Source organism: Niastella sp. sgz303648 (genome assembly GCF_059587045.1).
Window position 1 is genome coordinate 825,521 of record NZ_JCAPSW010000003.1, and the last position, 15,022, is coordinate 840,542.

The window sequence follows — 15,022 nt, forward strand, 5'->3', positions numbered from 1 at the left end:
TGATCCCCGCACGGGGGCAAAAAAGAAACATTAATAAATAAGAAAGAAAAGAGATGATATTAAGCTTCGGGTGGAGGCGAAAAAGATTCCGGATGAAATATGCAGAGTTTTTCTGTTTCGTGTACTTTATGCTGAAAATAACAGCTTACCCAATAAGGGTTAACCGGATTGTGGTATTCGTGAATAAATTCTTCGGTTATTGTTATGGGTGCATCGGGCGATTTTTCATCGGGACCAGCGGGGTTGCTGTTGCAGTTTGAAGTATCTTCATCGATGCAGGTTATCAATGTACTGCCGCTGTTCTTCGTCAGGTACATAAAATTTATACCGGTGATCCAAAGCAATAAAAGCATCATCATGGTTGCGACGATCTTTTTCGCAACAAATTGATTTTGCTTTATTTTATTTGCTTTTGTCATGATACAAATTAACGATGCAAAAATAGGGTTTCAATAGCCAGCATACAAACGTTAAATTTTCTTAACATTTAAAAAAGGGTAATTGTTGGTACTGAGTATATTTTACCACAGATTTCAAGGTGACGCCTTCGGCGCCACGATTACATGAAAACAACTTTGCCACAGATTAACACAGAAATGTTCAATTTCAAATTCCAACAAATATGTTGGTCCGTTTCAGATTTTTATCATCTGTACCAGAATGACCTATTTGTTTTGAAGCCGGGGCCGGAAATTATCTGTGTTCATCTGTGGCAAATAATCATACCACCGAAGGCGGTTCATGCCATCTGTAGTTACAATTCCTGCGAACTTTCCGGTAAATGCTGGTATTCATTCTTTAATGCATAATATCCGAAGATAGTCATGCCAATGGCTATGGGAAGAAATACAATTATAAAAACAGCCCATTGTATTTTGGTATCGATAACCGGTTTTTTGTGTATTTCGCTGGCCGCTGTTTTTATAAGATAATAAATGGCAACAGGACCCAGTAAAATCCAAACTATTCCAAGCCATTTTTTAATAGCATTCATCTGAAATTTTTTTTAATGATTTAAAAAGAAGCCATCTGTTTTTTGCTCAGATTTTAGTCGTTTACATCGGGATCAATGCGATTCGAAATATACACGGCGCCTATAAACAAACAAACCGAGGCTACTATAATGGTATACCACAAACCCGATAATTTATCAGTTACATAAATGGTCGTTAGCAGGGTAGCAATAAACGGTGTTAAACCGCCAAAAACGCCATTTCCGATATGATAGGGCAGTGACATAGAGGTGTACCGGATGCGGGTAGGGAACAATTCAACCAGAAAGGCTGCAATGGGCCCGTATACCATGGTTACATACAAAATGAGCACAAATATCCACATCACCAGTTTGCGGTACGAGGCACTATCGAGCTTTTTATCTTTAAAGGCAATGCCCGATTTTACTGCAGAAGTGCCGGCAACCAATGTATCGGATTTCACTTCTTTAAATACAGCGCCATCGCTATAGTGCACTTCGGTAGTAACAAGGTGTATTGATTGCGTTGAATCTTTTTCGTTGGGGATGGTTTTATCTTCAAGCAATTTTCTTTGATCGGTAAGCTCTGTACGGCTTTTAGGATCTGCAATATGAAGAAACTGGTTAAATATATAATGATAGCTCGAAATTGCCAGCAGTATGCCCACCAGCATGATCCATTTACGGCCTATTTTATCGCTCCATCCGCCAAATACAATAAAAAAGGGAGTGGCAAATAAAATGCCCCAGATGAGTATGGTGCGTGACTGGTCAAAATCTATTTTACAAACATTCTCTAAAAATGATTGCGCATAAAACTGGCCGGTATACCAAACAACGCCCTGGCCCATCGTAGCGCCAAATAAAGCCAGCAATACCATTTTAAGGTTTGTTTTATGTCCGAAGCTTTCTTTCAGCGGGTTCACCGATATTTTTCCTTCCGATTTAATACGGGCAAATAACGGCGATTCCTTCATGCGAAGCCTGATATAAATTGAAACGCCTACCAGTAATATCGATACCCAAAAAGGAATGCGCCAGCCCCAGTCGTTAAATCGCTGAATAGAGGTAGAAAGATCAGGCGCCAGAAAATGGCGGGTAATAAGAATTACACCGAGCGAAAGAAATAAACCCAGCGTAGCGGTGGTTTGAATCCAGCTGGTGAAATAACCACGTTTGTTAACAGGCGAATGTTCGGCCACATAGGTGGCGGCGCCGCCATATTCACCACCCAGCGCCAGCCCCTGTAATAAGCGTAGCAACAAAACAATCAGCGGGGCAGCAAAACCAATACTGGCATAACCGGGCACCAGGCCAATGGCGAACGTTGATCCGCCCATAATGATGAGCGTAAGTAAAAAGGTATATTTTCTTCCTATCAGATCGCCCAGGCGGCCAAATACCAAAGCACCAAACGGACGAACAATAAAACCCGCGGCAAAGGTGGCCAGTGTTGATAAAAGGGCTGCAGTAGGATTTGTTTTTGGAAAAAACTGACTGGCAATAACTGTAGCCAGGCTACCGAAAATGTAAAAGTCGTACCATTCAATTAAAGTTCCTACCGAAGAGGCGGCTATTACCTGCCAGATTTTTTTCGATTCCGTTGGTTGGGTCATATGGAAGCTGAGCTGGTTTAATTTAGGTCATAAATATAAGGCACAAGGTTGAAGAAACAAGGCACAAGACACAAGGTTCAAGGCACAAAGTTGCCGGGGGAGAACTTTAACTAACAAGCGTAAGTGAGAAATAAAGTTCATAAGAAAACAGTACATGATGGATAGTTATGGAACAGGGTACATATTACCAGTTACCAGTTACCAGTTACCTGTTACCAGTTACCTGTTGCCTGGTGCCTGTTACAGGTTACAGGTTACAAGGCTCAGGGTGCAAGGCAAAAGGTTGGTGATACTGCTACGTTTTATTAAGTGTAATAGCTTTTTATGTTGCACATCTTGTGTTCTGTAATGTGTAACCTTGTTAACTTGTAACCTTGTAACCTGTAACTTATTTGCTTGTGCCTTTTTCTTCGTATTTTAACGCCCTAAAATTTAAAAAAGGGGATTAAACTGATTGTTATGTCACATCCTTATCAGCTCAAATCGGCAGACGAATACAAAGCGGCGTATAAAAAAAGTGTAGATGATCCTGAAGGGTTCTGGGGTGAAGTGGCTTCACATTTTTACTGGCGCAAAAAATGGAACAAGGTACTGGAGTGGGATTTTAAAAAACCAACGATAAAATGGTTTGATGGTGGTAAACTGAATATTACCGAGAACTGTATCGACCGCCATTTGCAATCATTAGGCAATACGCCTGCCATTATATGGGAGCCCAATGATCCCGAAGAACATCATCGTGTACTTACTTATCGCGACCTGCATACCAAAGTGGTGCAGTTTTGTAACGTATTAAAAAATAACGGCGTTAAAAAAGGCGACCGGGTTTGTATTTATATGGGCATGGTGCCCGAACTGGCCATTGCTGTACTGGCCTGCGCCCGCATTGGCGCCATTCATTCAGTGGTATTTGGCGGGTTTAGTGCGCAAAGCATTGCCGACCGGTTAGATGATGCAAAAGCTGAATTTGTAATTACCTGCGACGGCGCTTTTCGCGGCAATAAAGAAATACCGCTGAAAAGTGTAATAGACGATGCCCTTGTAAGATGTTCGTTCGTAAAACGGGTGATTGTGTTAACACGAACAAGAACGGCGGTATCGATGATCAAAGGCAGGGATGTATGGTGGGAAGATGAAATTAAAATTGTTGAAACACAGGGTAATCCCGATTGCCCTGCCGAAGAAATGGATGCCGAAGACATGCTGTTTATATTGTATACTTCAGGTTCAACCGGTAAACCGAAAGGGGTAGTGCATACCTGCGGCGGGTACATGGTGTATACCAATTACAGTTTTGTAAACGTGTTTCAATACCAGCCCGGCGATGTTCATTTTTGTACGGCCGATATTGGCTGGATCACCGGCCATAGTTATATAGTGTATGGTCCGCTTAGCGCCGGCGCAACAAGCCTTATGTTCGAGGGCATTCCTACCTGGCCAAATGCCGGCCGATTTTGGGATATTGTAGATAAATACAAGGTAAACGTTTTGTACACGGCGCCAACCGCCATCCGTTCGTTAATGGGTTTTGGTCTTGACCCCGTTAAAGGTCATAGCCTTGATTCGTTAAAAGTATTGGGTACCGTGGGCGAACCGATCAATGAAGAAGCATGGCACTGGTACGATGAACATATCGGAAAAAAGAAATGCCCCATTGTAGATACCTGGTGGCAAACAGAAACCGGTGGCATACTCATATCGAATTTAGCAGGCGTAACGCCGGCCAAACCGGCCCATGCCACATTGCCTTTACCCGGTGTTCAGCCTATGCTGGTTGATGAAAACGGAAAAGAAGTTACCGGTAATAGCGTGAGCGGCAATTTATGTATTCGTTTTCCATGGCCCGGTATGCTGCGTACTACCTATGGCGATCATGAACGTTGCCGCGTAAATTATTTTGCTACGTACGAAAACTTATATTTTACCGGTGATGGTTGTTTACGCGATGAAGATGGTAATTATCGCATAACCGGCAGGGTAGATGATGTATTGAATGTGAGCGGCCACCGTATTGGAACCGCCGAAGTTGAAAATGCCATTAATATGCATGCCGGTGTGGTTGAGAGCGCTGTAGTAGGCTATCCGCACGATATAAAAGGACAGGGCATTTATGCTTTTGTTATTTATCAGGGAACGCATGGCGATGAAAACCTCGCCCGCCAGGATATTACCAAAACCGTATCGCGCATCATTGGCGCCATTGCCAAGCCCGACAAAATTCAGTTTGTAAGCGGGTTGCCTAAAACAAGAAGCGGTAAAATTATGCGCAGGATATTAAGAAAGATTGCCGAAGGCGAAACCGATAAGCTGGGCGATACTTCTACGTTACTGGATCCCAATGTTGTTGAGGAAATTAAGAATGGACGTTTATAGAAAGTTGATAGGTTAACAGAGTTGAAAAGTTAACTTTTGATATAGTTAATTATAAAGGGGTTGATGAGTTAATAGGGTATTGCCTTGTTAACTTGTCAACCCTTTCAACTTGTTAACTGGGTAGCGCTAACTTGTTAACCTTTTTAATTTTTTAGTTTCGGAGAAAAGAAAACCCCACTGGCTGGAGAGTGTGGGGTTCTCATAGAGACGGAAACATTGACCGTTTTCTGGAAGCCAATGCTCATGTATGGCTTGTTATGTCTCACATTTTTGATCCCGCCAGGGCGGGATAGTATCATCACGCAATATACGGGTCAATTGGCAGAATGGTTAGTTAAACCGGCATATTAATATCAACATGACAAAAATTAACGACTGAACGTTGCAGGGTAGGTGAAAATACTGAATGGTGTGATAAATGTACGTAGTTTGTTTACTATAAAACGAGTAGGAAAACCTTCAGGGTTTTGGCAACAGATGGTCATCCGCCAGCTGACGGAAGGCTCACCTGTTGCCCTCTTGAAAACAAAAGGTGAGTCTCCTTTTGCGGGGAGAATCACCCTGGTTTAATGCATTATCTTTTTATAATTACTTTGGTGCCAATAGGTACAATGGCATCCAGTTCGTCGAGGTCTTCATTCTTTAACGCTATACAGCCATTCGTCCAGTTGGTAAAATCATCAACCACCAGGTCATCATGCGGCCAGGTTCCGTGAATGGCAATACCCCCGCCGATTTTGGCGCCTGCCGGAATAACTCCTTTTGCTTTACGCTCTTTGAATTTATCCCAGCTTTCCTGTGTGGGATAATCGAGCATCAGCATTTTATGCCATTTCTGGTGAGGTCTTTTGGAAAGAATTTTGAAAGTACCCTCCGGAGTGCGGCGGTCGCCCTCCACATATTTGTCGCTCAAATCTTTGTTGCCAAATACTACCGGGTAAGTGGCATACCAGCCTTCCTCGTCGTACACTTTAAGCTCGTAATCGGATTTATCTATTTCCAGATAAACCACGCCCACGGGCTCGGCCCTGAATAAATTTCTTTTGATGATCCTTCTTTCAATGGTTTTAAACGAAGCTAACCCTGTTACGGTGATGATGATCAGGGTAGCAATGAGCCATTTAGATTTCATAAGTAAACCTGGTTTTAAGAGTAAAGACCAAGCAATTGATTAATGGGTTTAAAAATAAAAAAAATTGTAAAAATATTCAGGTTTGTGGATAAAGGATTTACTTATTTGTCCAAAAAGAAACAAACGCAGTTTCGATCATAAATATTTTTTTGTGAAGGCATTTTAACAGATTCTTTTGGGAACAAAACAGGAATTTTTTTCCCGATGCCTGAGAATCAATTCTTCGGATGCAAACTAAAAAAATAATCCCGCTACGGCGGGATTACTTTTTCATGGCCATATATGAATTTCTGATTTTGAGATTTTGGGATTTTGGGATTTCATTTATATGAAAGAACCGGATAAATCTCAAAATCTCTAAATCCCAAAATCCCAAAATTCGATTTTACCAGTTGCTAAAGCGCAATCCAAAATTATAGGGCGTTTGATCTAAACCTTTTTCGAACATGCTTTGCGAAGCGATAGAACCGTACAATTTAACGGGGCCTAAACTTAATTCGCCGATGTAGGATAATTTCCAGGGGCGTAAGTCAAAATCATCGTGCTCTTTGTTTTTGCCACCGGGCTCGGTAATGGTTTTTTGCCGGCTCGAATACAGGTAACCACCACTGGCGCCTATGCTAAAGCCAAAACCTTTTTTGCGTTTGGGCGTGAAATTAAAATTCAACATAACGGGCACAGTAACATAATCGGCTGCCAGCTTATTTTTTTTGTAGGTCCTTGCGTTATCAAGTGTAACCTCTGTTGGGTTGGTATTGTAAAGCACGGGTGATTTATAGCGATAGTTATTCAGTTCAACTCCCAGGCCATATTTAAGGTTCACTACGTTTTTTGAAATGTTCAATCGTTGCATAAAGGCCCAGATGTTTACGTTCACCGATTTACCCGCACGCAGTTTTAAATTGTCTTTCGTTATCGACGGGGCCACAAAACCTGTTGCGGCGGCATTGGCATAATTTGTATTATCGGTGTAGTTGGCAAAACCAAGATCTACGATCCACCAGTTGGTGCTCACGCGCGAATTTGAGTTTTTACGACGATAGGTTTTTACTTCGGTTTCGTTACCTTCTTTGTTGCGGCTTTCTTTTTTTATGATGATCATGCCGCCTACGCGAATGGTATCGCTTTCGGTTTTTGTTGAATCGGTTTGGGCAAGGCCGGTTAACGACATACTAATCCCCGTCAGGAGTATAATTACCTGTTTCATCTTACTTTGTTTTAACTATGTTATGGTATTATTTTAATGCTATTGCCAGGTTGGCTATGCGTACCTCTCCTTTACCGTTTTCATCGTGGCTGGTAACTTTATCAACCACACGTGAAACTTTGCGAAAGAAACCGCGTAACGGAGTTTTATTAATAGTAGCGGTAGCTATATAAATTGGTTCTTTTATTTCTTCATTATTGTTTTCGGGTTCAGTAACCATGGCAACCGGTATCGGCTGGTTAATTGTTTTATCAATAGGCCTGCCTTTAACCAAAGGTTGTGTATATGAGCTGTTCACTGCAACAAGCACAGGTTTAGCCGTAATCTTTGTATCATCTGCACCTGGTATCATTGGTTCGTGTGTGTTTACAGGTTGTACGTTTTTGGCCAACGAAATGTTACTGGGTTTTAAATTATTTTTTTTGCTGCTGCTGTTTACGGCTACCTGTTGTTGAGTTGGTGTAACGGTTTTAACCGGTGTATTGGGTACTGTTTGAGTACCGGTTTTATTTTCTGCTGTTGCAACTAAGTGATCAGGTATTACCTCAGCGGTATTGTTATTGTTTTTACCGGCAGTTTGCTGTTGATTGCTTTTTTCAGTTTTTGATTGTGTTTTTGCAAGCGGTTCGCTCTTTTGGGCATCCTGTACAGATAAATACCAGCCTAAACCACCTATTGCTACCAGTACAATCGCTGCGGCCGCAATGCGCCACCAGGGGAAAGCTATTACTTTATTATCATCTTCTTCGGTACGGTACAGCCAGGCTTTATCGGGGAATGTAAGCGATTTATCGGGCACCAGTTTAACCTGTTGTATCAGTTCAAAGGCTTCCTGATACTGCGGATGTTTATAAACAAACTGCTCAACTTTGTCTTTTTCATGGTTGGTTAATTCATCATCGCCATACAACACAAAGTATTCTTCGCAATTATTGTCGTTTATTGGTTCCTGTGTGGGTGTATTTTTTAATAAACTTTCTTTTTGTTCAAATACAATTCGTTCATCGGGCCGTAAAACCGATTGTTGCAGCATTACCAGCTCTTCTTCAAGATCGGGATTCAGCCGCACAAAATCTTCTACCGCCAACCGATCGGTAAGGGGCAGTTCATTATCAACATACATCACAAAAAATTCTTCATAGTTATTGCGGGTAATAACACTACCGTTGTTACCACCGTTATATGAAGAAAAATCATCAGCCCTGATATGATAAAAATTAAATGACATTTTCTGGTTTTACGAGATAATTCTTTAATTGAATACGGGCGCGATGCAGGTACACTTTTACCTGACTTTCGTTCAGGCCCGTAATTTGTCCGATCTCTTCATAGGAATACCCTTCATAATCTTTCAGCAACACCAGTGAACGTTGTATTTCGTTTAATCTGCCCAGTGCCTCTTCCAGAATTTTACGGGCGTTGTGCATGGGCCGGTCGTATATCTGCGCTTCTTCCTTAAATTCATCGCGCAGATGAATGCGTTTTACTTTTCGAATGTGATCGATCATTTGGTTATAGGCAACCGTAAACAGGTAACTTTTGCATTTGGTATTGTCGACGTCGGCTCTGTTCCTCCACATTTTTTCAAAAGCCGCCTGAACAACATCACGGGCATCCTCTTCATGACGAAGATTTTTAAGGATGAACCGGTATACATTGTCAGCATACTCAGCCACACATTGATTGTATTCTTTTTCGGTCATAAGCAGAACCTGTCTGTTATTCTATTGTGTTTTTAGTGATACGTACGGCTATTACAAATAGTTACAGCAATTCAATAAAAAATAAAAAGATCCCGGTTTGCGGGATCTTTTATATGAAAATATTGATATTCATTGTATTAGAATTGGGCATTGGCCACGATTCGGCTCATTGACTCCCATATAAGGAAATCGCCCTGGCTTTTGTTACAGCATTCTTTGTGCGATTTGGTACAATCTTCACTGTCCGTCTTTTTACTGGCAGAATGGGTAGTGGCGAAAACGAATAAACCAGCGAGTGCCACTAATATTGCGAGGGCTGTACGGATAAAGGTTTTCTTCCACATAATGAGTCGTTTTGTATTATAAGACGAAGTTATTGGGAAAATGTTACAGTTTTTTTAAGAAAAAGTTAGAATTGTGAATTTGAAAATTTGAAAATGAGCCAATTTGAAAATTAAGTGATATAAATGAAGCTGTTAGCTATGTTGGTGGCTAAACAATGAATACTGGGTAAAGATGGCCCTGGAATGACTTCATGCAAAGCAGTCCATTTTCAAATTGCTACATTTGTGGCATTCAAAAACTACATGCTCCATGAATGAAAAATTAGTACAACGCCTGGCTGTTGAGCTCGAAGACATCAAGGCTTCCGGGTTATTCAAAACAGAACGAATTATTCAGAGTCCCCAGGGTGCTGAAATAATCGTGAATGGCAAAACGGTGCTGAACTTTTGCGCCAACAACTACCTCGGTTTATCATCTCATCCCAAAGTAATTGAAGCGGCTAAAAAATATGTTGATTACCGTGGGTATGGCATGAGCAGCGTTCGCTTCATTTGCGGCACCCAGGATATTCATAAAGAACTGGAGGCTAAAATATCTGCTTTTCTGGGTACCGAAGACACTATATTATATGTAGCGGCTTTTGATGCAAATGGTGGTGTATTTGAACCCCTGTTTAATGAGCAGGACGCGCTTATATCAGACGAACTGAATCATGCGTCGATCATCGATGGGGTTCGTTTATGTAAGGCGCAACGTTTCAGGTACAAGCACAATAATATGGCCGATCTGGAAGAGAAACTGAAAGAATCGCAACAGGCCCGTAGTCGCATTATTGTTACCGATGGATCTTTTAGCATGGATGGCACCATTGCTCAATTAGATGTTATTGTTGAACTGGCCGAAAAATACGATGCGGCCATTATGATAGATGAAAGCCATTCGAGCGGCTTTTTGGGTAAAACCGGTAGAGGTACTCATGAGTATCGCGGGGTGATGGGTAAAATTGATATCATTACAGGCACCCTGGGTAAAGCCCTGGGCGGCGCATCGGGCGGATTTACCAGTGGACGAAAAGAAGTGATCGAAATGCTGCGCCAGCGCTCACGTCCTTATTTGTTTTCAAATACGCTTGCGCCGGGTATTGTAGGCGCTTCGATAGCCGTGCTCGACCTGTTAAGCGAAACAACTTCTTTGCGCGATAAGCTTGAATTCAATACAAAATATTTCAGAGAAAAAATGACCGACGCGGGTTTTGATATTAAGCCCGGCGATCATCCTATTGTTCCTATCATGTTGTATGATGCGGTAGTAGCGCAAAATTTTGCCGCCCGGTTACTGGAAGAAGGCATTTATGTTATTGGCTTCTTTTATCCGGTGGTGGCCAAAGGCCAGGCGCGCATACGCGTGCAGTTAAGTGCGGCGCATGAACAACATCATCTTGATAAAGCCATAGCCGCTTTTGCCAAAATTGGTAAAGAGTTGGGCGTGTTAAAGGTGGCAGTATAAAGACCGAAAGTCGGAAAGTCAGAAAAGTCCGAAAGACGCTTACGTTCATGGCAAGTTTCTTTCGGACTTTCCGTCTTCCGGACTTTCGGTCTTTTCTTCTATCGCGAAGCGATCATACTTATTTCAACATTCACATTTTTAGGCAACCCTTTTACGGCCACTGTTTCCCGGGCCGGGAAATTGCCGGTAAAGAACTTTCCGTATACTTCATTTACTGCACCGAACAGCGACATATCGCTCAAAAAGATGGTTGTTTTAACTACATGGCTAAAATCAAATCCTGCCTCGGTTAACACCGCTTTCAGGTTTTTCATTACCTGTTCGGTTTCGCCGGCAACATCGGCGGCATCTATATTACCCGTGGTTGGGTTAATTGCCACCTGGCCCGAAAGAAATAATAAATTGCCTGTTTGAACTGCCTGGCTGTAGGGCCCAATGGGAGCCGGCGCATTGGTAGTGTTGATGATTTTTTTTTCCATAGTCAAAAATATTGAAAACGGTCAAGAAACGTATCAGGGTTGGTACAGTTGAGGCAACCATGCGTAAATGCTATGCGTTAGGGGTTTTGACCATTCACCATAATAACCGTTTCTTTGCGGTTAAATTGAAAGTCAATGATAGTGGCGGTGTTAGCCGATGAAAATCTGAAACAGGAATTGCTAACCAAAAAAATTCCTGATGATGTAACCGTGGTGTGGGCCGATTCGCTTCGCGCTTTAACGGTGGTGATGGCAGATGTTTACATTGATTTATTGTTTGAACCAGATACAGAAAGAACACGGCATTTAAAAAAACTACTGCCCAATCCGGTTTTTATAAATGCGGTGCCGTGGACCATCAAAAGCATTGGCGCCGATTTTATTCGCATCAATGCATGGCCGGGTTTATTGCAGCGATCAATAACCGAAATAGTTATTCCTGCGAGTATACAGGAAGAGCAGGTGAAAAATATTTTCGATCGTTTACAATGGAAGTATCAGGTGGTTGCTGATATTCCCGGCATGATAACGGCAAGGGTGCTTGCAATGATCATTAATGAAGCTTATTATACATTAGGTGCCGAAGTAAGCAGTCGCAATGAAATTGACATTGCCATGAAGCTGGGAACAAGTTATCCCATGGGACCTTTTGAGTGGAGCGATAAAATAGGCATAAAGCATATTTATGAGTTGCTAAAAGAGTTAAGCCGTACTGATAACCGTTATATGGCAGCGCCGTTGTTAGAGAAGGAGGCAGTGGGCAATAGGCAATAAGCAATAGGCAATGGGCAATAAGCACAGCCCTTCGACTACGCTCAGGACTAAATGCCAACCCTTCGACTTCGCTCAGGGCATCAGTGGGTAATAAGCAATAGACAATAGACAATAGACAATAGGCAAACAATTACCGATTTCAAATTAGTAAACAGAATGATATTAAATATAGATACAGCTACAGAACAGGCCTGTGTTTGTTTGTCGCGCGATGGCGAGGTTTTGGGCAGTATGATAAACGATAAACAAAAAGATCATGCGGCCTGGGTGCAGGTGGCTATCAGCACATTATTAAAGGAGCAGGGATATACTATGAACGATATTCAGGCTGTGGCAGTTACCGAAGGGCCGGGCTCCTACACAGGTTTGCGGGTTGGAATGGCCACTGCCAAAGGATTATGCTTTGCATTACAAATACCATTGATAACAGTTAATACGTTAAAGGTAATGGCGTATGGAGCCAGGGAACAATGGCTGCAACTACCCAATCAGGTGAGGGGGCCGGTTTATTTTTGCCCAATGATCGATGCCAGGCGGATGGAGGTGTTTACAGCTGTATATAACAGCGACTTACAGGAAGTAATATCCCCGAAAGCAATGATCCTGGATGCTTTATCCTTTAAAGAAGAGTTAAATAATTGTTCTTTGATATGCTTTGGGAGCGGTAGTTCTAAGTGGAAATTTATAAGCAGGTATCCTAACGTTCAATTCATAAATGAAAAAATTGATATGGATAAAGCCCTTGCAAAACTGGCTACAGGCCTTTATTTGACAAAAAGTTTTGCAAATTTAGCGTATGCTGAACCCGTTTATCTTAAAGAATTTTACTCTTATATTAAAATTTGACCAAATGAAACTTTTATGAGTGTTTACTCCCTCGCATATCAAAATTCTTGTAAATTTGATTTTTAGCGTTATCCTATTAAATATCTTAAAAGCTCTGATGTGCACATGAACGTAACAACCAATTACTCCATGGTCTTAAATGCAGATGGTGGGGATGGTGAATCGGTAAAAGTAGACTTCCTGAACCTGAAAAAGGCGGCGATGATACTTCGAGCCTTGAACCACAAGCTGCGTCAACAGATCGTCAAACTGATCGATGAGAACAAGCGTCTTACCGTGACGGAGATATATGTACGTCTGCGGTTAGAACAGTCTGTCGCATCCCAGCACCTCGCAATTTTACGAAGAGCAGGAATCGTGAAAACTGATCGTGATGGTAAGTTTATTTACTATTCGGTTAACAGTTCACGGGTCGCTCATATCATGAAATGCGTTGACGACCTCAACATCTGATAAGACGGAGACGAGACTTTAGTATTTATGGTTAACCCGCAGCGATATTATATATTGCCTGCGGGTTAACCTGTTATGGCTTATTTTTGCCTGAAAATAAACCATAGCATGTTTATTAAACAATTGTATACAGGCTGTTTAAGTGAAGCGGCCTATTATCTTGAAAGTGATGGGGTTGCTGCTATTGTTGACCCCTTGCGCGATGTGGAGGGCTACATACAGCTTGCCCGCGAAAGAAACGCCTCTGTTCAATACATCTTCGAAACCCATTTTCACGCCGATTTTGTAAGTGGTCACCTCGATTTGCAAAAAGCTACCGGGGCGCCCATTGTGTACGGTCCCAATACCGAAACCCAGTTTCCTATTCATCTGGCCAAAGACGGCGAAACCTTTAAGCTGGGTAACGTTACCATTGAGGTAGTGCATACCCCGGGTCATACCATTGAAAGCACCTGTTATTTACTGCGCGATGAAACCGGAAAGCCACACGCCCTGTTTACCGGCGATACGCTGTTTGTAGGCGAGGTAGGCCGGCCCGACCTGAGCAGCGGCGATATGAGTAAAGAAGAGCTGGCTTCGATGCTGTACGATTCATTAAATGAAAAAATAGCCACCTTACCGGATGATGTTATTGTGTATCCTGCACACGGGCCGGGCAGCAGCTGCGGTAAAAACCTGGGTCCCTCTACTTCGAGCACTATTGGCGAAGAAAAACAAAACAATTACGCTTTGCAGCCGCAAAGCCGCGAAGATTTTATAAAAGCCGTTACAGCCGATCTGCCGGCAGCGCCGCTTTATTTTCCCATCAACGCCCGGATTAATAAAGAAGGGTACGACAGTCTTGAAAATATTCTGGATACAGCCCTTACTCCGTTAAGTATCGATGAGTTTAAAAAATGGATGCAGCAAGAAGATACCGTTATACTCGATACCCGCAAAGCCGGTGACTTTACCAAACAGTTTATTCCGGGATCGATAAGCATCGGGCTCGAAGGGCGTTTTGCCGAATGGGCCGGCAGCCTGTTGCCATTTGATAAACCCATTATTCTGATAACCGAAGAAGGACAGGAAAAAGAAAGCGTGGTACGCCTGGCGAGGGTTGGGTTTTCGCAAATGAAAGGCTACCTGGCAGGTGGTGTTGAAGCATGGCGTAATGCAGGTGAAGAAATGGATCTGATCATTGATGTAGAAGTAGATGAACTGGCAATGGATATGCCGTACGACGATCACCTGATTGCCGTGGATGTTCGGCGCGAGGCAGAGTTTGGCGATGGCCATGTGCGCGGCGCCATTAATATTCCTTTAAACGATTTAACCGATCCCGGTTCAATGGCCAATATTGAAGAATTTCAGAACCTGTATCTGTATTGTGGCAGCGGCTACCGTAGTGTAATAGCAGCGTCGTTCATGAAGCGGCAGGGAATACATAATTTGCGAAATGTACTGGGTGGATTTAATGCGATCAGGTTACAACAGGGAATTGAGATAGTGAAAGAAAATAGTGTGTTGAATTAAGTTGTAAGCTTTAAGTTATAAGTAATAAGTAGAGAGCAGTATCGTGAATGGTCAACATAACTTTCGGCTTGAGATAACAGGTTAGCATCGGGCATTCTGTAAAATGATTAAAAATAAAAGTCTATAAGGTTTTGCTGCAATGCTAAAACCTTATAGACTT

15 protein-coding genes are annotated in these 15,022 nt (G+C 42.3%); 6 read left to right on the top strand and 9 right to left on the bottom strand.

The features are described 5' to 3' along the window. Positions 1-59: 59 nt before the first annotated feature. The 3 genes from AC59IL_RS12415 to AC59IL_RS12425 all read right to left on the bottom strand — a co-directional run bounded on the left by AC59IL_RS12415 (position 60) and on the right by AC59IL_RS12425 (position 2,589). Entirely contained in the window at positions 60-419 is a 360-nt protein-coding gene (locus AC59IL_RS12415; RefSeq protein WP_496552446.1) for a hypothetical protein, read from the bottom strand. 335 nt (positions 420-754) lie between these two features. Beyond that, positions 755-994, bottom strand: coding sequence for a DUF6814 family protein (locus tag AC59IL_RS12420; protein WP_496552447.1), 240 nt, complete (start codon positions 992-994; stop codon positions 755-757). A gap of 53 nt (positions 995-1,047) precedes the next feature. Then, positions 1,048-2,589: an MFS transporter gene (locus tag AC59IL_RS12425; protein ID WP_496552448.1), complete on the bottom strand. Its 1,542-nt coding sequence runs from the start codon at positions 2,587-2,589 to the stop codon at positions 1,048-1,050. Positions 2,590-3,048: 459 nt separating this feature from the next. On the opposite strand from AC59IL_RS12425, the gene acs reads away from it, so the two are divergent. Then, a complete protein-coding gene (gene acs / locus AC59IL_RS12430; RefSeq protein ID WP_496552449.1) occupies positions 3,049-4,962 on the top strand; it encodes an acetate--CoA ligase in 1,914 nt (637 codons plus the stop codon). Between the two features lie 574 nt (positions 4,963-5,536). On the opposite strand, the gene AC59IL_RS12435 is transcribed toward acs, so the two are convergent. The 5 genes from AC59IL_RS12435 to AC59IL_RS12455 all read right to left on the bottom strand — a co-directional run bounded on the left by AC59IL_RS12435 (position 5,537) and on the right by AC59IL_RS12455 (position 9,348). Further along, entirely contained in the window at positions 5,537-6,094 is a 558-nt protein-coding gene (locus tag AC59IL_RS12435) for a L,D-transpeptidase family protein (RefSeq protein ID WP_496552450.1), read from the bottom strand. 385 nt (positions 6,095-6,479) lie between these two features. Continuing rightward, positions 6,480-7,301 carry an outer membrane beta-barrel protein gene (locus AC59IL_RS12440; RefSeq protein WP_496552451.1) on the bottom strand — a complete coding sequence of 274 codons (822 nt, stop codon included), beginning with the start codon at positions 7,299-7,301 and terminating at the stop codon, positions 6,480-6,482. Positions 7,302-7,329: 28 nt separating this feature from the next. Then, positions 7,330-8,529, bottom strand: a complete 1,200-nt coding sequence (locus tag AC59IL_RS12445) for a hypothetical protein (RefSeq protein WP_496552452.1) — start codon at positions 8,527-8,529, stop codon at positions 7,330-7,332. Then, the gene (locus AC59IL_RS12450; protein WP_496552453.1) at positions 8,519-9,004 is read right to left on the bottom strand and encodes an RNA polymerase sigma factor; all 486 of its coding nucleotides are present in this window, start codon (positions 9,002-9,004) and stop codon (positions 8,519-8,521) included. Before AC59IL_RS12450 ends, AC59IL_RS12445 begins: the two co-directional genes overlap by 11 nt. Positions 9,005-9,141: 137 nt before the next feature. Next, on the bottom strand, positions 9,142-9,348 hold the full coding sequence (locus AC59IL_RS12455; RefSeq protein WP_496552454.1) for a hypothetical protein: 207 nt from the start codon (positions 9,346-9,348) through the stop codon (positions 9,142-9,144). Positions 9,349-9,598: 250 nt separating this feature from the next. Here AC59IL_RS12455 and kbl point away from each other — a divergent pair, with 250 nt between their 5' ends. After that, entirely contained in the window at positions 9,599-10,795 is a 1,197-nt protein-coding gene (gene kbl, locus AC59IL_RS12460; RefSeq protein WP_496552455.1) for a glycine C-acetyltransferase, read from the top strand. A 98-nt stretch (positions 10,796-10,893) separates the two neighbouring features. On the opposite strand, the gene AC59IL_RS12465 is transcribed toward kbl, so the two are convergent. Next, positions 10,894-11,274: a RidA family protein gene (locus tag AC59IL_RS12465; protein WP_496552456.1), complete on the bottom strand. Its 381-nt coding sequence runs from the start codon at positions 11,272-11,274 to the stop codon at positions 10,894-10,896. A 135-nt stretch (positions 11,275-11,409) separates the two neighbouring features. Here AC59IL_RS12465 and AC59IL_RS12470 point away from each other — a divergent pair, with 135 nt between their 5' ends. The 4 genes from AC59IL_RS12470 (at position 11,410) to AC59IL_RS12485 (ending at position 14,862) form a co-directional block, all read left to right on the top strand. Then, entirely contained in the window at positions 11,410-12,048 is a 639-nt protein-coding gene (locus tag AC59IL_RS12470) for a 3-hydroxyacyl-CoA dehydrogenase family protein (RefSeq protein ID WP_496552457.1), read from the top strand. A gap of 156 nt (positions 12,049-12,204) precedes the next feature. Continuing rightward, positions 12,205-12,894: a tRNA (adenosine(37)-N6)-threonylcarbamoyltransferase complex dimerization subunit type 1 TsaB gene (gene tsaB / locus AC59IL_RS12475; protein ID WP_496552458.1), complete on the top strand. Its 690-nt coding sequence runs from the start codon at positions 12,205-12,207 to the stop codon at positions 12,892-12,894. 105 nt (positions 12,895-12,999) lie between these two features. Next, complete coding sequence (locus AC59IL_RS12480) at positions 13,000-13,347, top strand: ArsR/SmtB family transcription factor (protein ID WP_014222809.1); 348 nt, start codon at positions 13,000-13,002, stop codon at positions 13,345-13,347. A gap of 108 nt (positions 13,348-13,455) precedes the next feature. After that, a complete protein-coding gene (locus tag AC59IL_RS12485; protein WP_496552459.1) occupies positions 13,456-14,862 on the top strand; it encodes an MBL fold metallo-hydrolase in 1,407 nt (468 codons plus the stop codon). The last annotated feature ends 160 nt before the right edge of the window (positions 14,863-15,022 follow it).

Coding starts and splice junctions, on each gene's coding strand:
- AC59IL_RS12485 (WP_496552459.1), top strand. CDS start 13,456: ATGTTTATTAAACAATTGTATACAGGCTGTTTAAGTGAAGCGGCCTAT.
- AC59IL_RS12425 (WP_496552448.1), bottom strand. CDS start 2,589: ATGACCCAACCAACGGAATCGAAAAAAATCTGGCAGGTAATAGCCGCC.
- AC59IL_RS12455 (WP_496552454.1), bottom strand. CDS start 9,348: ATGTGGAAGAAAACCTTTATCCGTACAGCCCTCGCAATATTAGTGGCA.
- tsaB (WP_496552458.1), top strand. CDS start 12,205: ATGATATTAAATATAGATACAGCTACAGAACAGGCCTGTGTTTGTTTG.
- AC59IL_RS12445 (WP_496552452.1), bottom strand. CDS start 8,529: ATGTCATTTAATTTTTATCATATCAGGGCTGATGATTTTTCTTCATAT.
- AC59IL_RS12470 (WP_496552457.1), top strand. CDS start 11,410: ATGATAGTGGCGGTGTTAGCCGATGAAAATCTGAAACAGGAATTGCTA.
- AC59IL_RS12415 (WP_496552446.1), bottom strand. CDS start 419: ATGACAAAAGCAAATAAAATAAAGCAAAATCAATTTGTTGCGAAAAAG.
- AC59IL_RS12420 (WP_496552447.1), bottom strand. CDS start 994: ATGAATGCTATTAAAAAATGGCTTGGAATAGTTTGGATTTTACTGGGT.
- AC59IL_RS12440 (WP_496552451.1), bottom strand. CDS start 7,301: ATGAAACAGGTAATTATACTCCTGACGGGGATTAGTATGTCGTTAACC.
- AC59IL_RS12465 (WP_496552456.1), bottom strand. CDS start 11,274: ATGGAAAAAAAAATCATCAACACTACCAATGCGCCGGCTCCCATTGGG.
- acs (WP_496552449.1), top strand. CDS start 3,049: ATGTCACATCCTTATCAGCTCAAATCGGCAGACGAATACAAAGCGGCG.
- AC59IL_RS12480 (WP_014222809.1), top strand. CDS start 13,000: ATGAACGTAACAACCAATTACTCCATGGTCTTAAATGCAGATGGTGGG.
- AC59IL_RS12435 (WP_496552450.1), bottom strand. CDS start 6,094: ATGAAATCTAAATGGCTCATTGCTACCCTGATCATCATCACCGTAACA.
- kbl (WP_496552455.1), top strand. CDS start 9,599: ATGAATGAAAAATTAGTACAACGCCTGGCTGTTGAGCTCGAAGACATC.
- AC59IL_RS12450 (WP_496552453.1), bottom strand. CDS start 9,004: ATGACCGAAAAAGAATACAATCAATGTGTGGCTGAGTATGCTGACAAT.